Raw genomic sequence first — 20143 nt, 5'->3', positions numbered from 1 at the left:
ACTTATGACTGCAAAAAAATAATATTGAGGGTAAAAATTTTGGCAGGAAGTAGCTTATTGACCTTACTCGATGATATCGCCACTTTGCTGGATGATATCTCTGTCATGGGAAAACTGGCCGCGAAAAAAACCGCGGGTGTGCTGGGCGATGATCTGTCGCTTAACGCGCAGCAGGTGTCGGGTGTGCGGGCGAATCGCGAACTCCCGGTGGTCTGGAGCGTCACGAAAGGATCGTTTGTTAACAAAGTTATCCTTGTGCCGTTGGCGCTATTGATAAGCGCCTTCATTCCCTGGGCGATCACCCCCTTATTAATGGTAGGCGGGGCGTTCCTCTGTTTTGAAGGTGTAGAAAAAGTTCTCCATACCCTGGAAGCGCGTAAGCACAAAGAAACCCCGCAAGAGCGCCAGCAGCGTCTGACATCTTTGGCAGCACAGGATCCGCTCACCTTTGAGAAAGATAAAATCAAAGGGGCGATACGTACCGACTTTATTTTATCTGCTGAGATTGTCGCGATTACGCTGGGGATCGTAGCGGATGCGCCATTGTTGAATCAGGTGTTGGTGTTATCTGGCATCGCGTTAGTGGTGACTGTGGGCGTCTACGGCCTGGTCGGGATTATCGTTAAGCTCGATGATATCGGATACTGGTTGGCAGAAAAGCGCAGTACGCTGGCCCAGTCGCTGGGTAAAGGATTGCTGGTCGTTGCCCCCTGGCTTATGAAAACACTTTCCGTGGTCGGCACGCTGGCGATGTTTTTGGTTGGCGGCGGAATTGTGGTGCACGGAATAACACCGCTGCATCATGCGATTGAACATTTTGCCCAACAGCAAAGTGCATTGATTGCGCTGATGCTTCCGACCCTGCTGAATCTGGTGCTCGGTTTTATCATTGGCGCAATAGTGGTGCTGCTGGTGAAAGGTGTCGCCAGAGTGCGCGGAGTTTCGCACTAATTGTCGCAGGGTTGATTACGCAAAACCCTTCTTTGTCGTCTAAGGTGTAAAGGTTTCTCTTGATACAGGAGGCAGGTATGGTCTTTTCTGTCAGTGAGGAAGTCACCTCCAAAGAGGGTGGCCCACGTATGATCGTTACCGGGTATGCCAGCGGAATGGTGGAGTGTCGCTGGTACGACGGCTTTGGCGTCAAACGGGAAGCATTCCGTGAAGATGAACTGGTGCCGGGCGAGCGAAGAAAACTCTGCCAGGATGCCTGAACACCTGGGGTGCGCGTAACCGGGTGATCTTTCAATCATTAGTTATATTTATCATTTTAGTGAGAATTATTTACTTGTCAGGCAAAAAAATTGCAGATAAGGTTTGTTTCACATCAGATTTCCTGGTGTAACGAATTTTCAAGTGCTTCTTGCATAAGCAAGCTTGATCCCGACCCGATAAGGGCCGGGATTTTTTTCGCCCTCAGTCAGCGATTGATCTCCGACACGCTAAAATCATGGATATCCAGCTCGAACGCGTCGGCCAGTTCATGCCACGTGTGGTAATCACGTCCGTCGACGCTGACGCGTTCCGGGTCATCCTGACTGCGATGAATTTCACTCTCGCAGATTTCGTTGATTGCCTTCAGTAGCGCGTCCACATCGACGCTGACTTCACGTTTGGCCGTATCGCTGTACTCTTTCGCGGTTTTCATCCTCATACCTCTCAACCGTTAAGGATACCGGGGGAGCGCATCCAAACATCAGATACGCACAACTTAAGTATAGACCGTCGATAAAACCCGCAATCGCGCGAGGCGGGCGCTGCCAGAAAAAGGAAATTGTTCTACACTGGCACAAAGCCACAGGAGGAAAACTATGAAGGTGAATGATCGGGTCACAGTCAAAACGGACGGCGGTCCTCGTCGACCGGGTGTGGTACTGGCTATCGAAGAGTTTAGTGAAGGCACCATGTACCTGGTTTCGCTGGAAGACTACCCGCTCGGTATCTGGTTCTTTAATGAGTCAGGTCATCAGGATGGTATCTTCGTGGAAAAAGTAGAATAAGGTGAGTTTTGCTGCATGATCCTGACTGGTGGATTCGCCACCAGTCAGAACGTGTTAGCGCGTATTCACAAAGATACCATTGGTAACGTTATCGGTGAGTCTCACAACGTGATAGATAACTTGCTTATTATGCGTCTTTATCTTTCGTTTTATATTCCCCTTATGGGATGACACGGTCTTGGCCTTGATATTCATTTGGTCGGATATCTGTATTGTTCCCTGACCCTCCATCCACATGCGTAGCATGCTGGACTCGGTACGGCTCAATGATAATGTCGGCAGATTCACATCAATGACAAAATCTACTTCTTTTTTCAGAATATCGCCAAGGAGTTCATCCAGTGAATCTGGTTTAATCGACTTAGAACTAATCAATAAATTTTTTCTGACTAATAGATACTCATCAAAATGCACGTTGGCAATTGCCATAAACACAATAAATAATGTGCCGGGATGCTGATTAATGATTTGCTTTATTTGCTGGCTATTAGCAGGATCGTGGATAAAGCAGTCCTCATTAATAAACACCACAGCGGGCTGTTGAGAGACACAGGCGAGACTGAGCTCCTCAACGTTGGAAATGTTGTTGATTTCCCTTTTCTTCACCCCCCGACTTACCAGATATCCGGTCAACCCTAGCCGGGTGTAACTGCACAAATCCATAATAATCGTTGACATGGCATACCCTCACTCAATGCGTAACGATAATTCCCCTTACCTGATTATTTTCATCACAACTAAACGGAATAATAACGACCCAAGATGACGCTTTCGCTGTTTTTCAGGCGAAATTACTATCCCGTAAAGTTGCGTATAATTTGCCAGGAAACATCTTAAAGTAAAGTAAATGTTGCGTTATGTGAGTGAGTCAATAATAAATAAACCGCGACAGAGATATCCTGGTGGATGTTGTCACTTTTTAAATTTAGGACAATCCTTAGTAAAACAGGATAAAAATTAAGGGTTATTATTTTCCTGGCATTTCGCTGACAATATCAGCCAACAAATTAAAAATTTCGCTGAATAATCGCTCGCAGAATGGCGCAATTAATGGCATCAGGGCTGCCATTAATGAAATACCCACGGCGAGGGTGAGTGGAAAACCGATGACGAAAATCGACAGTTGAGGAGCCATGCGATTCAACAGACCGAGTGCGAGGTTTAGGGTGAGTAGCAGCGTCATTATCGGCAGGGCCAACATTAGCCCGTTGAGGAAAATCAGGCTACCCGCCCGCGCCAGCGCGAGAAACGCATTGCTGTTCACCGGATTGCCGCCGATTGGCAAGGTATGAAATGTATCCACCAACAGCGAAATAAGCCACAAATGGCCGTTAAAAGTCAGGAATAACAGCATGGCGAGCATGTCGATCAGTCTCGCCAGTACCGGCATATTCAGACGGCTGCCGGGATCAAAGAAGGTTGCGAAGGAGAGACCCATTTGCAGACCAATTAATTCCCCGGCGGTACGTACTGCCGCGAAGGCAAACTGCATAGTGAAGCCCAGAGCGATGCCGATCAGGATTTGTTGCATTGCCTGCCATAGCGCCACGATAGAAAAGATAGGGACGTCTACCGGGGGAATCGACGGAGCGATAACGACGGTTATCATTAACCCCAGCCCCAGTTTTACTCGTTTGGGGATCGCGCGCTCGCTGAGAATTGGAGCCGTTGAGATGAGCGCCAGGATGCGCAGCAAAGGCCAGAAGTAAAGATTCAGCCAGTGGAGCCACTCAACGCTGGTCACCTGCAGCATAATGTCATCTACCCGATGATGTAGGGGATATTGCTGAACAGCGTACGTACGTAGTCGAGCAGCAGGTTAAGCATCCACGGGCCGGCAACAATGATGGCAATAAAAACCGCGACAATTTTGGGAATGAAGGACAGCGTCATTTCGTTTATCTGGGTCGCCGCCTGCAAAATACTGATGATAAGACCTGTGACGAGGGCGACCAACAGCAAAGGCGCGGCAAGGGCCAGGGCGACTTTCATCGCCTCTGTGCCCATCATCATGACCGATTCAGGTGTCATTTCGCGCCTCTAACTGTAAAAGCTTTGAGCTAGCGAGCCGACAAGCAACTGCCAACCGTCTACCAACACAAACAGCATCAGCTTGAACGGTAGCGCGATCGTGGCCGGGGGGACCATCATCATCCCGAGCGCCATCAGCACGCTGGCGATGACCAGGTCGATAATCAGAAACGGAATAAAAATGGTAAAGCCTATCTGGAATGCCGTCTTCAGCTCGCTGGTGACATAGGCTGGAAGCAAAATCCGCATCGGTACGGCTTCTGGTCCCTGTAGGGGACCGCTGTTTGCTAAGCGCGCGAAGAGTGCCAGATCGGCTTCACGGGTCTGGCGCAACATAAACTCGCGCAGCGGCTGTGCGCCTTTCTCCATGGCTTCCTGCATAGAGATTTTCTCTTCGCTGAACGGCTGATATGCGTCGACGTAGATTTTGTCGATTACCGGCGACATGATGAAAAAGGTCAAAAATAGCGCCAGGCCCAGTAGCACCTGGTTCGGGGGGGCCGAAGGGGTTCCCAGCGCATTTCGTAACAGACCGAAAACGATGATGATGCGGGTGAAGCTGGTCATCATCAATAAAATGGCGGGCAGGAACGTCAGCGAGGTGATAAACACCAGCGTTTGCACGGGTAAAGACCAGCTATGTCCGCCGCCAGGCAGCGGCTGGCTAACCAGACCCGGGAGCTGAGCGAGGGCTACTGGGCTGAAAAGCCATAAGCCTGCCAGCGTGATGGATAACAAACGGCGCATCAGGATCTCCCGGGACGCTTAAGCAAACTCTTCATCATGGCCTGGAAATCCGCGGGGGAGGCCGGTTTTTCTTCTGCATCAGCAGGCGCCGGGGGCAGGGTGTGCAGCACGTTAATTTGCGAGGCCGTGACGCCCAGTACCAGGCGCGCATCTTCAACCTCAACAATCACCACGCGCTCACGTGGACCCAGTGAGGTACTTGCCGCAACTTTCAGTCCGCGCGTACCGGCGCTTTTGGGGGCAAACCCCATACGCTTAATCACCCAGGCTGCAGCCAGGATCAATACGATGATCCCAAGCAGCGCGCCGCTTACCTGAACCAGCGGTGAGCTGGGTACGGCGGCTGGCTGAGAAACTGTAGCCTGGGTATTCATGATTAACGGCTCAGACGGCGCATGCGTTCAGATGGGGTAATAATGTCGGTGATACGTACGCCGTATTTGTCTGCGACAACCACCACTTCACCCTGGGCAATCAGGTAACCGTTGATCAGGATATCCAGCGGCTCGCCCGCCAGCCCATCCAACGCGACGACCGAACCCTGCGTCAGACGCAGCAGTTCTTTGATGGTCATGCGGGTTCGGCCCAATTCGACGGTCAGTTTGACCGGAATGTCCATGATCAGGTCGATGTCCTGCAAGGCACCGCTGACGTCGCCGCCACCTAACTGCTGGAATACCGCATCGGCCGCACTTTTGGTGGGCGTGGTTTTTTGCTCGTTTAACGCGTCAGCCCACAGATCGTCCAATGCACCAGTGTTCTCATCGGACGGATTATTCATATCACTCATTTGGGCTGTTCCTCATTCAGCGAATTCAAAATCGGGTTTATCAGATGTTCTACGCGTAACGCATACTGACCGTTCACCGTGCCATACTGGCTGGTCAGTACAGGCACGCCGTCCACATGAGCAATAATGCGGTCGGGTTTTTCAATCGGCAGTACATCGCCGGGTTTCAGTTTTAAAATCTGGGATAGCCGCAGCGGAATGTCAGCAAAGTTTGCCACCAGCTCCAGCTCAGAATGCTGAACCTGACGCACCAGATTATTGCGCCAGTTCTGATCTTCATTACGCGAGTTTTCCAGCGGCGGGTTCACCAGCAGCTCACGCAACGGTTCAATCATGCTGAATGGCAGACAGATGTTAAATTCACCGGTCAGGTTGCCAATTTCAACGTGGAATGGGGTATTGACCACGATGTCGTTAGGAGACGTGGTGATATTGGTAAATTTCACCTGCATCTCGGAACGAACGTATTCCACTTCCAGCGGATTGATGGCCTTCCACGCGTCGCTGTAGCTTTCCAGCGCCAGCTTCAGCATGCGGTTGATAACGCGCTGTTCGGTATGGGTAAATTCACGGCCTTCCACTTTCGTCGGGAAGCGGCCATCACCGCCGAAGAGGTTATCGACGGCGATAAATACCAGACTCGGTGAGAACACCACCAGACCCGTACCGCGCAGCGGCTTCAGGTGGATTAAGTTCAGGTTGGTCGGAACCGGTAAGTTGCGTGCAAACTCGTGGTATGGCTGGATACGGATCGCACCCACGGTAATATCCGGGCTACGGCGCAACAGGTTAAATAACCCCATACGGAACTGGCGCGCGAAGCGTTCGTTAATGATCTCCAGCGCCTGTAAACGCTCACGTACCACGCGGCGCTGGGTGTTGGGATCGTAAGGACGAATATCGCTTTCTTTTGCGATACCGGAAATGGGTTCGTCTTTAGTTTCGCTATCGCCATTAAGCAATGCGTCGATTTCAGCCTGAGAAAGAATACTGTCGCCCATGTCTTTACCGCAGAATAAAAGCTGTATAAAGAACGTCGGTGACAACCTGTTTGGGTTGCCCAACAACGAGCGGAGTCGCGAGCGTCTCTTTGATGGCGGCAATGAGCTGTTGCTTACCTTCTTCGGTGGCGAGCGTAGCCGCGTTCTGACGAGAGAACAGCAGCAGCAAGCGGCTGCGCACTTCCGGCAGATATTCGTTAAGACGTGAACGCGTTGCCTCGTCTTTCATGCGCAGCGTGATACCGATATACAGTACACGGTCCGCATCACCCAGATTGACGGTAAAGGTATCCAGCGCAAAGAATACCGGGGCTGGCGGTGGAGCCGGTTCCGCTTTGACGCTGGCGGACGGCTGCTGCTGCATACGCCAGTAGCTATAACCCGCAGTTGCGCAGGCGGCGAGGGTAATCAATACCAGCAGAGGGATCCAAATAGCGCGTTTACTTTTTTTGTTAATCGCGGAGTCAGTCATCAGATACGGGCTTCCTGTTTCGGTACAGCTTATGGGCTGATTATCCCGTGTCCTGTCCACGACAAAGCGTGGAAAAGACGCGGATAATCATGCTACCTCTGGCGTTAGGCGAAGATGTCTACTGCTCCATCACCGCGTGCTGCGGCTTGCAGTGAGGCGGGCGCTGCCAGTACGGCGTCATCTTCAGCGGCAAAAATGTCTTGTCCCTGGGCGCGACCCGCCTGCTGTTGCTGCCCGGAAGACTGCTGATTACCGGCAAAGCTTTCACTACTGATACTGCTTTGCCCAAGCTGGATCCCGCTTTCAGCCAACTGCGTACGCAGCATCGGTAACGCAGCTTCCAGCGCAGCGCGCACGTGACTGTGTGGCGATACCATTTGCAACTGCGCGAGATTGTCATCCAGCTTGAGGGAAATGTGCACCTGGCCCAGATCCTGTGGATGCAGACGCAGTTCTGCGCTTTGCTGGCCCTGGCGAGTAAACAGAGTGACGTGCTGGCTTAGTGATTGCTGCCATTCCTGGCTACCCAATGGTGCGCTTAGCACAGGTGCGGCGGTCGGTAACGGCTGAGCGTGGGACTGCGGGCCACTTAACGGCGCTGTCGTCATGCCAATGCTGGTCGGCGAAGGGGAGCTTTCAATTTCCGCTCTGGTCGTCGCCGCTGCCGTCAACGGGGTTAATGTCGGATTGTTTGTCTGATCTACGCTGCTGGCAGGCGTTGCAATATCCGCTTTGCCTTTTTTGGCATCACCTGGCAGCAATTCGCCAGCATTATCGGCGATAGCGCTGTGTACCGAGCCTCGTGACAACGCCGAAAGCGTTGCATCAACGGGGGCTGGCGCGCTGTCGACGGCAGGCGTGGTCTGCGGTTGTCCTGGCAGCATGGCGAACAACGCGCTCAGGTTGGCGAGATCCTCATCGCTCAGTGCGGTGTTTTTTTCATCCTGCTGAGCGACTTTGCCCAGAGTCGTCAGGGCATTAACTTTCAGTGAGGGCGTGAGGGCAGACAACAGTTGCTGGGCGTCTGTCATGTCGACAAGAGAAGCATCAGTGTGCATCTCTTTTTGCGCCAGTAGTTCGGTCAACTTGAGCGACGGTGCTGAATCGCCATTTTTTTGCAATAACCCTTTTTGTAGTTTGCTACCGGCCGCCTGTAAGTCGGCAAACGACAGCGGGGCGTCTTTACCCTGCGCGTTGTCCGCACCTAATGCACCCGCCAGCAGCGCTAAAAAATCCTCGGGTGAATCAACCGCTTTGCCTGACTGAAGACCTGCGGCTACGTCGGTGTCGGTGGTAATCAGTTGGGGTAAAGTAATCATTCGGGTTTCCTCATAGCTGCACGCTGAGCAAATTCATCCATTTTTTTCTGATCCAGGCGGTTTTCGGCCAGTAACGCCGCCGAGGTTTGTCTGTCCTGCAGAGTCTGCCACGCCTGTAAACGTTGTTTTTTGTCGCGCCAACTGTTCAATGCCTGGTCTACTTTCTGCGTCCACTGATTGAGCTGTTGGCGGTGTTGCTCAATCGCTTTTTCCAGCGTCTGAATAAATTGTTGGTAATTGATCCAGCGATTACTGGTAATACCCTGACCCATGTCACTGTTCAGATTGTTGCGGTACTCATGCTGATAATCGATCAGCATTTTCAACTGCTCTTCCGCCTGCTGACAGCCACGACGCATCTCTCCCAATAAGACAGCGGCGTCATCTACCTCTTTTTCAGCCAGGTCTTTCAGTGTGGCTAATGCACCATGTTGTGCCATGACCTATGCTCTCCTGCTTACTCACACACCAGGGAAAATCAGTTCTAACGCGTGCAGAGAATCTTCCCAGTCCGCCCGTTCAAAAATGCCTTGCTGTAAGAATGCTTCCAGTTGTGGCCATAGGGCGATGGCTTTATCCAGCATGGGATCGCTGCCTTTGGCATACGCCCCCACGCTGACCAGATCGCGGTTGCGCTGGAAGCTGGATAGCAGCTGTTTAAAGTTACGTACCCGCGCATAGTGTTGTTCACTAATAAGCGCGGTCATGGCGCGGCTGATCGAGGCTTCAATATCGATGGCCGGATAGTGACCCGCTTCGGCCAGATGACGGGACAGCACAATGTGGCCGTCCAGAATCGCGCGCGCGGAATCCGCAATGGGGTCCTGCTGGTCGTCACCTTCGGTCAGTACCGTGTAAAACGCGGTAACGGAACCGCCGCCGTGAATACCGTTCCCGGCACGTTCGACCAGTGCCGGTAATTTGGCGAATACTGAGGGGGGATAACCTTTCGTTGCCGGCGGCTCTCCGATCGCCAGCGCGATCTCACGTTGCGCCATCGCATAGCGGGTGAGGGAATCCATAATCAGCAATACGTGCTGTCCACGATCGCGAAAATCTTCGGCGATACGCGTGGCATAGGCCGCGCCTTGCATACGTAACAGCGGCGAGACATCTGCGGGAGCGGCAATCACCACCGAGCGCGCACGACCGTCGGTACCGAGAATATTTTCAATAAAATCTTTAACTTCGCGACCACGTTCGCCAATCAGACCGACGACGATAACATCGGCCTGGGTATAGCGCGCCATCATGCCGAGCAGAACGCTTTTACCGACACCGGAACCCGCGAAAAGTCCCATACGCTGACCGCGACCGACGGTTAACAACGCGTTGATGGGGCGTACGCCGGTATCCAGGACGTGTTCAATCGCGGTGCGTTGTAGCGGGTTAAACGGCGGCGTAATCAGCGCCCCGGTTTCGGTGGTATCCGGGGCGGGCAGACCGTCGAGCGGTTTGCCGCTCCCGTCCAGCACCCGACCCAGCAATGCAGGGCCAAGCGGTAATTGCTTCCCGCTTTGCAGGCCTTCTCCGGCAATGTTTTTTGCGTACACGCGTGCGCCGGGCAGAACGCCTTCAACCTCTTCGAGGGGCATCAGAAACAGACGCTGACCGTTAAAGCCCACGACTTCACTTTCGACCTCCTGGGTTTCGTTGCCGTCCTGGCGTTCAATAACGCAGGTGGCGCCCAGCGGCAACTGTAATCCAGTGGCCTCCAGCACCAGCCCAGTGGCGCGGGTCAGGCGACCGTAACGGCGCACCGCAGGCAGTAGCGACATTTTCTCTTCGAAGCTGTCCAGCGTGTTGAGCCAGCGAGTCAGGCGAGTGGTCATTACACGACTCCCGGCGCTGCCAGACGGCAGAGTTCTTGCCAGCGCGTGGCGACGCTGGCATCCAGATCGCCTTCATCGGCTGAGACTTTACAGCCGCCGTGATGCAGCGTCGGATCGCCGCGCAGCCGCCAGCCGTGCAGGCTGAGGGTCGCACCGAGCATTTCTTCTACACGCTGGAGATCGTCCGGATGTACGCGTAGCTGCGGTTTACCGCTAAACAGCGGTTCTTGCTGCAACAGCTGTTGGATTTGTTTAATCAGCGCAGCGTTATCCACAATAGGCGTCTGACCTATAACCTGACGCGCAGCTTCCAGCGCCATTTGCATCAGACGCGAGGCAATGACGCTGTCCAGTGCGTCCAGCGTATTCTGAAACTCGCTCACCAGTTGCTGCATGCGGGCATGGATCGGCGCATGCTGAGCGCGCGCCTGGTTCTGGCCTTGCTCCAGCCCCTGACTCAGGCCTTCCTGATAACCTTGTTCGTGGCCTTTTTGTCGACCTTCCGCCAGACCCGCGTTATAACCTTGCTCATGGGCCTGCAGTTGCAGCTGTGCGAGCTGCTGTTCAAGCTGTTGCTCTGCGGAAAGCTCTGGTTCTGCTGTTTCTTCTGACAGCGGGGTTTCGCTGTGGTCAGCCAGTACGAACTCCGCCATCGGTGGGGCGAGGTCGTCCGGGGTCCAGACTTTCCACGGCAGTTCGTTAGACATAGGTATCCTCGCCGCTGCCTATCACCATCTCGCCGGTTTCCGCCAGACGACGCACAATAAGCAGAATGGCTTTCTGTTCGTTTTCCACCTGCGACAAACGCACCGGACCGCGGTTGGCGAGGTCGTCGCGCAGAATATCGGCAGCACGTTGCGACATGTTGCGCAGGAACTTCTCGCGCAGCGGCTGTTCGGCACCTTTCAGGGCAATCAGCAACGATTCGGAATCTACTTCCTGCAGCAGGCGCTGGATACTGCGATCGTCGACATCCACCAGGTTCTCGAACAGGAACATCTCGTCGATAATTTTCTGCGCCAGCTCGCCGTCGAATTCGCGTACGGCGGTAATAACCGCTTCTTCCTGCTGGGTTTTCATCAGGTTGATAATTTCTGCCGCCGTTCTCACGCCGCCCATTTTGCTGCGCTTGAGGTTCTGGCCATCGAGCAGGCCGTTGAGAACCTCGGTCAGTTCTGCCAGTGCGGCAGGCTGTACGCCGCCAAAAGTGGCGATACGCAGCATCACGTCGTGACGTAAACGCTCGTCGAACAGCGCCAGTATATCGGCAGCCTGGCCCCGCTTGAGGTGCACCAGAATGGTGGCGATAATCTGCGGATGCTCGTCGCGGATAAGGTCGGCGGCGCTTTGCGGCTCCATAAAGTTAAGCGTTTCAATGCCGCTGGTGGTATCGCGGGTTTCCAGAATATCTTCCAGCAGACTGGAGGCACGTTCTTCGCCCAGCGCTTTCACCAGCACGGAGCGCAGATATTCGTTGGCGTTGATATTCAGCGCGGCAAACTGTTCGGCTTCTTGTTCAAATTCGGCCAGCACTTCCGTCAACTGCTTGTTGGAAATCTGGCGTACATTCGCCATCGCCGTACTGAGCGCCTGAACTTCGCGCGTGGAAAGGTGCTTAAACACCTCCGCCGCGCGATCTTCGCCAATGGTCATCAGCAGGATGACGCTTTTATCGGTACCGGTAAGATTACTCATGATCGTTGCTCATCCACTGGCGAATGACCAGCGCCACGACGCGCGGATCGTTATCTGACATTTCACGAATACGCTGACTCATGACTTCTGCTCCCAGACGCTGATTAGTACGACGCTGCTGGGTTTGTTCGTCTTTGCTGAGGCGAACTTCTACCGCTTCTTCGGTTTCCTGACGGACACGCGTTTGTTCTTGTACGGCTTTCGCTTCTTCGCTGCGACGGACCAACTGCGGACGAACGGCTTTCCGCCACAGGATCCACGCCACCAGCAGAACCAGCAACCAACGACCTGCGGACATTAACTGGTCAATAAAGAACGGCTGTTTCCAGAACGGTAGCTCGCCCATGGAATCGTCGGTCGCCGTGAAGGGAGAGTTCACCACGTTCAGGGTATCGCCACGTTTGTCGGAGAATCCCATCGCTTCGCGGGTCAGATCCTCAATCTGTTTCATCTGCTCGGCGGTTAACGGCAACGGTTTGCCGTCTGGTAACGTTTTGTAGTTGACCACGACAGCCACCGAGAGACGCTGCACATCGCCAACGTTCATTTTGGTATGGCGAATGGTGCGGTCAACTTCATAGTTGCTGGTTTCATTGCGCTGAGTATTGCGCGGGGCGGCATTATTACTGTTATTCGCCGTCTGTGCGTTTTGCGTATTTTGCGCGTTTTGCTGATTAGCGGGTGGGTTGGCGATTGGCGCAGTATTTGCCGGAGCGGGCTGATTTGACAACGCGCCCGGGACGCCGCCTGGTGCTCCGCTACCGACCTGCTCACTGACGTTCAACTGACGAGAACGCAGCACGGCCTGGGACTCATCACCGTTTGGACGGTACTGTTCTTCGGTTTGCTCTTTGTTGGCAAAATCCAGCTGCGCGGTGACCTGCGCATGTACGTTACCGTTGCCGACAATTGGCGACAGAATCGATTCGATACGACGCTGAACGCGGCCTTCGACGTCGCTGGCGTATTTCAGCTGCGCATCGTTAAGATCGCGGCTACTGGTATTTGACTGGGTTAACAGATGACCCGCCTGGTCGACCAGCGTAACGTTGCCCGGCGGCAAGCCTGCAACAGCGCTGGAAACCAGATGCGTGACCGCACTGATCTGACCTTCATCCAGCGCGCGACCCGGCTCCAGGTTGACGGTGACGGAGGCTGAAGGCGCTTTTTGCTCACGCACAAACAGCGACGGTTTCGGCATAGCCAGATGCACGCGGGCGCGTTTTACCGGTCCCAACGTTTCAATCGTACGGGCTAATTCACCTTCCAGCGCGCGCTGGTAGTTGACCTGCTCGCTAAACTGGCTGATACCAAACTTTTCCTGATCCAGCAGTTCAAAACCCACCGCGCCGCCTTTGGGCAGACCTTGCTGCGCCAGACGTAAACGCAGTTCGTGGACTTTATCGGCAGGAACTTCAATGGCGCCGCTTCCCTCAGTAAAACGATAGGGAACGTTCATCTGCGTCAGTTGGGTGACGATCGCGCCACCATCCTGATCGGAAAGATTGCTGAACAGCGTGCGGTAGTCAGGCGCTTTGGCCCACAGGACCATCGCCACGATGATCGCGACGGCAGCGGCTCCCGCCACAATCAGAGGAATTCTGGGATTCGCGCGCAGGCGGTTTAACCACTCGAGAGGTTTAAGCTGGGTTGCAGTCGATGCTGTCGCACTCATCTCGCACCTCGTGGCTTATCGTGGACGGCGTTTTTTGCAAAGTGGAACAAGACTCACTCCCGGGTCAGCAAACTCGAAAAATTGACGGTCTCATTATTTGCGGTTTCGAATTTTTCTATGCGTTAAAAACCGTGGTTTTTTATCGTTATTTAACGCCTTTATCTTATTGACTAACTGGTAATCTCAACTACGTAAAAAATTATCCAGGGGATCAGAATGTCGGCAATACAGGGGATTGAAGGGGTCATCAGCCAGCTACAGACCACGGCGATGTCAGCAAAAATGCAGGATATGCAGCCACAACCGACCGTGAGCTTTGCCGGTCAACTGCATGCGGCGTTAGACAGGATCAGCGATGTACAAACCGCGTCCCGTGTGCAGGCTGAGAAATTTACCCTCGGTGAACCGGGTATTGCGCTGAACGATGTGATGACCGATATGCAAAAAGCGTCGGTATCGATGCAGATGGGGATCCAGGTGCGCAACAAACTGGTGTCGGCGTATCAGGAAGTGATGTCGATGCAGGTGTAGCAAGCCGAACATTCTCCCGCTGCGTCGGGCAACGGGAGAATCGCATTACTTCTGAATTAAATAACGAATCGTTGGACCATCCTGCTGAATATCCAGCACCGTGTAGCCGTGATTACGCGCATCCAGTGGAATATTGTTGATTGACTGCGGGCAATCGCTCACCACTTCCAGAATCTCACCTTTCTTCAATTGCGGCATCGCTTCCAGTGTGGCGACAGCCGGATACGGGCACGGCTCGCCGACCATATCGAGGCGATAATCAGGCACGATATTTTTCATACAGACTCCTTGGCAGGCGTCAGCCCAGCGCGACGGAAGAAGCGTTTTTCCCAGCCGATGATGAGCATCAGCGCGGTAAATAACAGCAGATAGGTTACCAGCAGGCCACCGAGCGGGCCGAAGGTGTTGAGCAGATTCACTTTGTCCCAACTGGTGGCAAGCGCGGGAGCAAAAGCATCCCAGTAGTAGGCCAGAATGGTCGAGCCAATAACGTTGCCCAGACCCACCCACCAGTAATGCACCTGGCCTTCAACGGCGCGGTACATCCAGCCCGTTTCACACCCGCCCGCCAGAACAATGCCGAAGCCGAACAGCAAGCCGCCGATCACCGCATTCGGACCTGCCCACATGATTTTAGGCTCGACGCCCAGTTGTACGTAGCTAAAGATACCGATGGCGCTGACCGCCATCCCGAAGATGATCGCTTTCGCCATATGGGTGCGACCGGAAATCCACAGGTCGCGGAAGGCGGAGGTGAAGCAGATTTGCGCCCGCTCAATCAGCAGCCCGAACCCGACGCCGAACAGCATGGCCAAACCAAGTTTGGGCTTATCCATCGCAGTGAGTAGCGCCCAGCCGATCATGGCGATAAACACCAGCATGCCGAGGCGGAAACGGCGACGGGCCTGATCTGGCTTTTGCGTTAACGGAGAAGCGGCGGAGACTTTCTGCATTTTGACCGGAATACGAAACATTGGCAGCAGGGTAAAGCGTGCGCCAAACCATGAGCCAATAGCCGTTGCCAGGGCGAAAAACCAGGCGTGTAGCGAGAACTGTGGAATACCGGTGAAGAATGCGGCCAGGTTACAGCCCATTGCCAGCCGGGCGCCGAATCCGGCAATCATTCCGCCGACTATCGCCTGCATAATGCGCACCCGACTGCGCGGCATGCGTAATTTGACGTTGTTTGCCCACAATGCGGCAGCAAAACATCCACCGAACATACCGAGGATCATCATGCCGTCAATGCGGGTCAGGGGTGAGCCTTCGAGATGGATCAGCTTGTAGTATCCCCATTCTTCGGCGTGAACGCCAAACAGTTGCAGGATTTGACCACCCCAGCGAGTGAATTCGCCGGTAACGGCCCAGAAGGTTCCCGTAATGCCGAAATAATAAGTAGAGAGAATACCCGCTGCGATGACCGCAGGGGCGGGGGCCCAAAATTTAATTAACCAGGCCTGTTTGAAGTGTTGCCATGACATGCGTTGTGCCTCTGAACTCAGAAGGTATGTAACAAGAAGTGTGGATACTACACCGATCAGAATTTTTGACTATGAGTAATAAGAGGTAACACCGTCTGGATCAATCTTTCTCGACGCTGCCGAAAGGCTGGCGACATCAGGCCTTTAATGCCACAATCCCATTTTCTTCGCATGCAGGATGAATGATGAAAAAATTAGCAATCGTTGCTGTATTTCTGGCGCTTACCGGATGCGCCGAAGTAGAAAATTATAACGACGTGGTGAAAACGCCAGCGCCAGCCGGTCTGGAAGGATACTGGCAGTCAAAAGGTCCGCAACGCAGTCTGGTGAGCCCGGAAGCGATTGCCAGCCTGGTGGTAACAAAAGAGGGCGACACGCTGGATTGTCGCCAGTGGCAGCGAGTGATCGCGCTGCCGGGGAAACTGACGATGATCTCTGGCGATCTCACCAACGTGACGGTGAAACGCGAGCTGTATGAGATTGAGCGTGAAGGCAATACGCTGGAATATGACGGTATGACGCTGCAGCGGGTTGACCGTCCGACACAGGAATGTGCTGATGCGCTAAAGAAAACGCCGCTGGCAACGCCATTGCCATAAGCTATACGCCCCGGTAGCCAACGGCCACCGGGGTTGAGCTTTATAACACGTCTTCAATCACCCACACGCTGACGCTCCCGCCGTTACAATAAAACGTCGCTTCACCGTTTTCATCGGTGACCACGCTTTCTTCGCGATTTCCCAGATAGTCGCGCCAGGTTTTATTCCCGTAATTCGCACCGAGATTGATGGTCTTTTCCCCGTCATCGCCGTTAGACAGAACAACCACACAGCCGGGATCCTCGTCCGTTCCGCTGCGGCTAAAAGCGATACAGTTAGGGTGATCGAAAAAGAGCGTCTGTACGCCGTGCGCGAAGCGCTGGCGCGCGAGGATCAGTTCATCAAGCTGTTCAATGATCGGCATGTCGATAGGATAGGTTTCGCCATCTCCGCCAGTATCTTCGTAATGTGCCCCGTAGAGGTCAGGATAAAACACCGACGGTACGCCGTTTTCGCGCAACAGGATCAGCGCATAGGCCAGCGGCTTAAACCACGGTTCGACAGGGGCTTCCAGCGCCTGCAAGGGCTGAGTGTCGTGATTAGCCACCAGCGTGACGGCATGAAACGGGTCGGCTTCCACCAGGGTGTCGGTGAAAATCTGACTCATGTCGTAATCGCGTCCCTGACGGGAGGCTTCGTGGAATTTCATCTGTAAAGGGGCGTCGAATAGCATAGTTTTCCCCTCCACCTGATTAATGTAGGTTTGCAGCTTGTCGACTTCATGCGACCAGTATTCCGCGACGATAAACAGCGGCTTGGGGGCGACTTCCTGCACATGCTCAATCCACTCTTTATAAAACCATGCCGGAATATGTTTCACGGCATCTAAACGAAAGCCGTCACACTGGGTTTGCTCCATCACCCAACGCGCCCAGTATTTGATCTCCTCAGTTACGGCGTGATTGCGAAAATCGATGTTTTCGCCCATCAGATAATCAAAATTACCCAACTCATCATCAACCTGATCGTTCCAGCCTTCGCCGGTGTAGTCGTTCACGATTTTAAAAATGCCGTCTTCGGTTGGGTTTTCGATATGGTCAATACCGCTGAAGCATTTAAAGTCCCAAATGAATTGCGAGTACTTGCCTGCGCGGGCAGGGAAGGTGTAGCGCGTCCAGCCTTCGCATTCGACGATCTCATCGTCTATTTGCGTGCGATCCTCGGCGTTAACCCGCTGGACACGAATATTCTCTTTTTCATCTGCGCCCATTTTGTGGTTAACCACCACGTCGAGCAGTACGGCAATATCATTGTGTTTTAGCGCGTCTATCGCCGCCAGCAGCTGGTTTTTATCGCCATATTTGGTAGCGATGGTTCCCTTTTGGTCGAATTCGCCCAGATCAAACAGATCGTAGGAGTCGTAGCCAACGGAATAGCCGCCGGATGCGCCTTTATAAGAGGGAGGTAACCACACCATATTGATGCCGATGTCATTGAGTCCACCTGCGCGTTCGGCAAGTTCGGGCCAGAGTTGACCGCCCTCGGGGTAATACCAGTGAAAATACTGCAATAACGTGGGATTTTTCATCTTCCGTGCTCCAGAAGTCGTTTGGCCGACCTCTGGAGTATGGAAGATTATTCAGACGAGACGGGAAATTATTGTGGGGCAGTGGGGGCGTCGGGAACTAACAGCATGCCGGAAAGACGGCCATAAGCGTTATTTAGCGTCTTTTGGCGCGTCGACTGACCGATGAGATTGCTGAGTTCATCCAGACGCTGCTGCAACAATGTTTTGAGCAGTTGTTCGTTATCCAGCGTCTGTTTAATGTACCCGGCCACTAAATCCTGAATACTTCGCGTAATGCCTGGTGGAGTTTGCTCTTCCATGACCACTTCAATACTTTGCAGATAGGTAACTTCCTGTTCCAGTAAAAGGTCCCATTCACCGCGCTGCGCCAGTTCCAGCAGTGAGTGACTGAGCAGCGCGATGCGCTGCCAACGGTTGATAAACTCCACGGCTGAGGTCATTAACGAGACTCCTGGGAAGATGCTTTCGGTGAGATCTGTTTCCAGGCATCTGCAATGTTGCCGAGTAACCCTTCGACTTCTTCAATGGCCTGACAATCATTACGCAAGTTAGCTTGCAGTAAACGGCGAATCATATAGTCGTACAGTGAAGACAGACTGGTGGCGATTTCGCCGCCATTCTCTTGATCAAGTCCTGCCTTCAGGCCATTGTCGATAATATTAATGGCTTTACTTAACGCTTCACCTTTGGCGACGATATCACCCTGTTGCATAAACAGGCGAGCGCGCACCAGGGCGCTGTTCGCGCCATCAAACAACATTTCAATCAGCTGATGCGGATTTGCGCTCATCACGCCACTCTCTATGCTGACCTGTGCATAAGCTTTGGTACCGCTCGCGGTATACATACTTACCTCGTGTTATCAGGAATTACTCATCGCCGTAAATTGTTGGCTCAGATAGGTACTGGTGTTATTCAGTTTGCTCATCATGGTATCAAGTTGGGTAAACTGAGCCGTATAACGTGCAACCGTGTCTTCAATACTGGCACTTACTGATAAATACTGCTTAGTCAGTTTTTTCAGCGTGGCGTTAATATTATCTTGTGCGCTGTCGATAACGCCGTCATCGGCCAGATATCCTTTCACTTCAGTAGCAATTTTAGTGGTAATACCGGTTTCTTTACCGTCGCCAACCAATAGCTCACGTACTGAGGCGGTGTTTTCGTCCAGAGCTTTTTTTAGTTTAGTATCATCAATCTTGAGCTTGCCTGTCGTACCGTCTGAAGTAATACCGATTTCATTCAGGGTTTTAAAAACGCCTTCACTATTTGTGTTGGCAAACTGCGCACGGATACCTGTTTGAATCGTACGAACAACGCTATCGCCGACCAGTGCGCCGTTATTTTTATCTTGTGCCTCTGCGCCAGGATCGACTTCAGTATATTTGGTTAGGGTGTTAAAGGTATCAATGAGGGAGTTATAGGCGTCTACCCAACCTTTAATCGCTTCGGTAGCTTTTTCATCGCTTTTGGTGACCGTTACCCGTGCGTCGGTGACTTCTTTGGTCAGTTCAAGCGTCACCCCCTGTGGCGCATCGGTAATTTTATTGCTCTGACGCTCAATTTTGATGCCATTCATTGTTAATTGAGCGTTCTCTGCACCAACTAATTGCTCCAACTTGCCATTGCCTGTCTTGCTGTCATATGCCAGCAGGTCATTCAGCTTGCTATCACCGTCAACGGAAATGGACATTTTACTTTCCGTACCTTCAGCAGCAGTCAGAACTAAGCGATATTCATCGTCTTTTACCTTCACGACACTGGCTGAGATTCCGCTGTCCGCATCGTTAATCGCTTTACTGATATCGTCGAGGGAGGTTTGGTTGCTTTTAAGCTTAATCTCCAGCGGTTCTTTACGACCTGGTTGCTCAATTTTAATAGTGCGTGTTTCCGCGGAGGTATCACCCAGGGCATCTTTGGTCGATTTTATATCTGCGGTGGTACTCAATGATTGCGCTTTCGCCAGTTGCGTTACGCTAATAGTGTAAATTCCTGGTGCAGCGCCCGCTTCTGTCGATACTTTTAGGTCTTCTGTACTGCTGGTAACGTTTGTACTTCTAAATAGTTCTGGTTTATTTAATGCAGTGTTAGCTGTCTGAAATTTTTCCAGCGCACTTTTTAAGGTGCCGTAGGCGGTCAGACGTGCCGTATTAGCGCTTTGCTGTTGAGTAATTGGGTTTAAGCGCTTTTTTTCAGCGGTCGTCAGGTTTGTCAGCAATGTATCCAGCGGTAAGTTTGAGCCAACGCCCAGTGATGTAAATGAAGGCATGCCTAATTCCTTGTGATTGCAAACAGTAGTTAAGCGGGTTATCGGCAATCTGCGCGCAAAGTTTAATAATAGTTTTGCAAAAATAATGCGCAGAATAGTGGGGCATATTGCGGGTATTTCTGGGGCTAAGAAAAAAGAGGGCGGAAAGTAAAAATTTTCTAAAGTTCGAAATTAAG

25 protein-coding genes and 1 pseudogene are annotated in these 20143 nt (G+C 52.8%); 5 read left to right on the top strand and 21 right to left on the bottom strand.

The genetic code is table 11. The features are described from left to right. Positions 1–39 precede the first annotated feature (39 nt). Together WC7_RS11710 and WC7_RS11715 are read left to right on the top strand one after the other, a co-directional pair. On the top strand, positions 40–951 hold the full coding sequence (locus tag WC7_RS11710; RefSeq protein WP_016153499.1) for a DUF808 domain-containing protein: 912 nt from the start codon (positions 40–42) through the stop codon (positions 949–951). A 77-nt stretch (positions 952–1028) separates the two neighbouring features. Further along, positions 1029–1211 (top strand): YodC family protein, encoded by a 183-nt coding sequence (locus WC7_RS11715; RefSeq protein WP_016153498.1) that lies wholly within the window; start codon positions 1029–1031, stop codon positions 1209–1211. A 206-nt stretch (positions 1212–1417) separates the two neighbouring features. On the opposite strand, the gene yodD is transcribed toward WC7_RS11715, so the two are convergent. Further along, positions 1418–1645 (bottom strand): YodD family peroxide/acid resistance protein, encoded by a 228-nt coding sequence (gene yodD / locus WC7_RS11720; RefSeq protein WP_003030417.1) that lies wholly within the window; start codon positions 1643–1645, stop codon positions 1418–1420. Between the two features lie 163 nt (positions 1646–1808). Between yodD and dsrB the strand changes: the two genes are divergently transcribed. Next, positions 1809–1997, top strand: coding sequence for a protein DsrB (gene dsrB / locus WC7_RS11725; protein ID WP_003030419.1), 189 nt, complete (start codon positions 1809–1811; stop codon positions 1995–1997). Between the two features lie 54 nt (positions 1998–2051). Here the strand turns inward: dsrB and rcsA are convergent, their stop codons facing one another. The 14 genes and pseudogenes from rcsA to fliF form a co-directional block, all read right to left on the bottom strand. After that, positions 2052–2675 (bottom strand): transcriptional regulator RcsA, encoded by a 624-nt coding sequence (rcsA, locus tag WC7_RS11730; protein WP_016153497.1) that lies wholly within the window; start codon positions 2673–2675, stop codon positions 2052–2054. 279 nt (positions 2676–2954) lie between these two features. After that, positions 2955–3750: pseudogene (gene fliR / locus WC7_RS11735) on the bottom strand (flagellar biosynthetic protein FliR). 8 nt (positions 3751–3758) lie between these two features. After that, on the bottom strand, positions 3759–4028 hold the full coding sequence (fliQ, locus tag WC7_RS11740) for a flagellar biosynthesis protein FliQ (RefSeq protein WP_003030425.1): 270 nt from the start codon (positions 4026–4028) through the stop codon (positions 3759–3761). 9 nt (positions 4029–4037) lie between these two features. Then, on the bottom strand, positions 4038–4775 hold the full coding sequence (gene fliP / locus WC7_RS11745) for a flagellar type III secretion system pore protein FliP (protein ID WP_016153495.1): 738 nt from the start codon (positions 4773–4775) through the stop codon (positions 4038–4040). After that, positions 4775–5152, bottom strand: coding sequence for a flagellar biosynthetic protein FliO (gene fliO, locus WC7_RS11750; protein ID WP_155849791.1), 378 nt, complete (start codon positions 5150–5152; stop codon positions 4775–4777). The genes fliP and fliO overlap by 1 nt, the downstream gene beginning before the upstream one ends. Next, on the bottom strand, positions 5152–5565 hold the full coding sequence (gene fliN, locus WC7_RS11755; protein ID WP_003030433.1) for a flagellar motor switch protein FliN: 414 nt from the start codon (positions 5563–5565) through the stop codon (positions 5152–5154). Before fliN ends, fliO begins: the two co-directional genes overlap by 1 nt. Next, positions 5562–6566 (bottom strand): flagellar motor switch protein FliM, encoded by a 1005-nt coding sequence (gene fliM, locus WC7_RS11760; protein WP_003030434.1) that lies wholly within the window; start codon positions 6564–6566, stop codon positions 5562–5564. The genes fliN and fliM overlap by 4 nt, the downstream gene beginning before the upstream one ends. A 4-nt stretch (positions 6567–6570) precedes the next feature. Then, positions 6571–7038: a flagellar basal body-associated protein FliL gene (gene fliL / locus WC7_RS11765; RefSeq protein WP_016153493.1), complete on the bottom strand. Its 468-nt coding sequence runs from the start codon at positions 7036–7038 to the stop codon at positions 6571–6573. A gap of 104 nt (positions 7039–7142) precedes the next feature. Then, positions 7143–8357, bottom strand: a complete 1215-nt coding sequence (gene fliK, locus WC7_RS11770) for a flagellar hook length control protein FliK (protein ID WP_016153492.1) — start codon at positions 8355–8357, stop codon at positions 7143–7145. Continuing rightward, positions 8354–8797, bottom strand: a complete 444-nt coding sequence (gene fliJ / locus WC7_RS11775; protein WP_016153491.1) for a flagellar export protein FliJ — start codon at positions 8795–8797, stop codon at positions 8354–8356. Before fliJ ends, fliK begins: the two co-directional genes overlap by 4 nt. Before the next feature lie 21 nt (positions 8798–8818). Further along, positions 8819–10189, bottom strand: a complete 1371-nt coding sequence (gene fliI, locus WC7_RS11780; RefSeq protein ID WP_016153490.1) for a flagellar protein export ATPase FliI — start codon at positions 10187–10189, stop codon at positions 8819–8821. Next, entirely contained in the window at positions 10189–10896 is a 708-nt protein-coding gene (gene fliH / locus WC7_RS11785) for a flagellar assembly protein FliH (protein ID WP_016153489.1), read from the bottom strand. Before fliH ends, fliI begins: the two co-directional genes overlap by 1 nt. After that, entirely contained in the window at positions 10889–11884 is a 996-nt protein-coding gene (gene fliG, locus WC7_RS11790) for a flagellar motor switch protein FliG (protein ID WP_016153488.1), read from the bottom strand. The genes fliH and fliG overlap by 8 nt, the downstream gene beginning before the upstream one ends. Next, positions 11877–13559 carry a flagellar basal-body MS-ring/collar protein FliF gene (gene fliF, locus WC7_RS11795; RefSeq protein WP_016153487.1) on the bottom strand — a complete coding sequence of 561 codons (1683 nt, stop codon included), beginning with the start codon at positions 13557–13559 and terminating at the stop codon, positions 11877–11879. The genes fliG and fliF overlap by 8 nt, the downstream gene beginning before the upstream one ends. A 216-nt stretch (positions 13560–13775) precedes the next feature. Between fliF and fliE the strand changes: the two genes are divergently transcribed. Next, the gene (gene fliE / locus WC7_RS11800; protein ID WP_016153486.1) at positions 13776–14090 is read left to right on the top strand and encodes a flagellar hook-basal body complex protein FliE; all 315 of its coding nucleotides are present in this window, start codon (positions 13776–13778) and stop codon (positions 14088–14090) included. Between the two features lie 45 nt (positions 14091–14135). Here fliE and yedF read toward each other — a convergent pair whose 3' ends face one another. Together yedF and yedE are read right to left on the bottom strand one after the other, a co-directional pair. Further along, positions 14136–14369 (bottom strand): sulfurtransferase-like selenium metabolism protein YedF, encoded by a 234-nt coding sequence (yedF, locus tag WC7_RS11805; RefSeq protein ID WP_000790504.1) that lies wholly within the window; start codon positions 14367–14369, stop codon positions 14136–14138. Next, complete coding sequence (yedE, locus tag WC7_RS11810; RefSeq protein ID WP_369707973.1) at positions 14366–15628, bottom strand: selenium metabolism membrane protein YedE/FdhT; 1263 nt, start codon at positions 15626–15628, stop codon at positions 14366–14368. Before yedE ends, yedF begins: the two co-directional genes overlap by 4 nt. A gap of 128 nt (positions 15629–15756) precedes the next feature. Here yedE and yedD point away from each other — a divergent pair, with 128 nt between their 5' ends. After that, complete coding sequence (gene yedD, locus WC7_RS11815; RefSeq protein WP_016153484.1) at positions 15757–16170, top strand: lipoprotein YedD; 414 nt, start codon at positions 15757–15759, stop codon at positions 16168–16170. 40 nt (positions 16171–16210) lie between these two features. On the opposite strand, the gene amyA is transcribed toward yedD, so the two are convergent. The 4 genes from amyA to fliD form a co-directional block, all read right to left on the bottom strand. Continuing rightward, positions 16211–17698: an alpha-amylase gene (gene amyA, locus WC7_RS11820; protein WP_016153483.1), complete on the bottom strand. Its 1488-nt coding sequence runs from the start codon at positions 17696–17698 to the stop codon at positions 16211–16213. Between the two features lie 68 nt (positions 17699–17766). Further along, positions 17767–18138 carry a flagella biosynthesis regulatory protein FliT gene (fliT, locus tag WC7_RS11825; protein ID WP_003030458.1) on the bottom strand — a complete coding sequence of 124 codons (372 nt, stop codon included), beginning with the start codon at positions 18136–18138 and terminating at the stop codon, positions 17767–17769. Then, on the bottom strand, positions 18138–18545 hold the full coding sequence (gene fliS / locus WC7_RS11830; protein ID WP_016153482.1) for a flagellar export chaperone FliS: 408 nt from the start codon (positions 18543–18545) through the stop codon (positions 18138–18140). The genes fliT and fliS overlap by 1 nt, the downstream gene beginning before the upstream one ends. 15 nt (positions 18546–18560) lie before the next feature. Beyond that, positions 18561–19967, bottom strand: a complete 1407-nt coding sequence (gene fliD / locus WC7_RS11835; RefSeq protein WP_016153481.1) for a flagellar filament capping protein FliD — start codon at positions 19965–19967, stop codon at positions 18561–18563. Positions 19968–20143: the final 176 nt, after the last annotated feature.

Source organism: Citrobacter sp. KTE151, from assembly GCF_000398845.1.
Lineage (GTDB): Bacteria > Pseudomonadota > Gammaproteobacteria > Enterobacterales > Enterobacteriaceae > Citrobacter > Citrobacter braakii.
The sequence above is the reverse complement of the archived record's forward strand: the minus strand, read 5'-3'. Positions and strand labels throughout refer to the sequence as shown.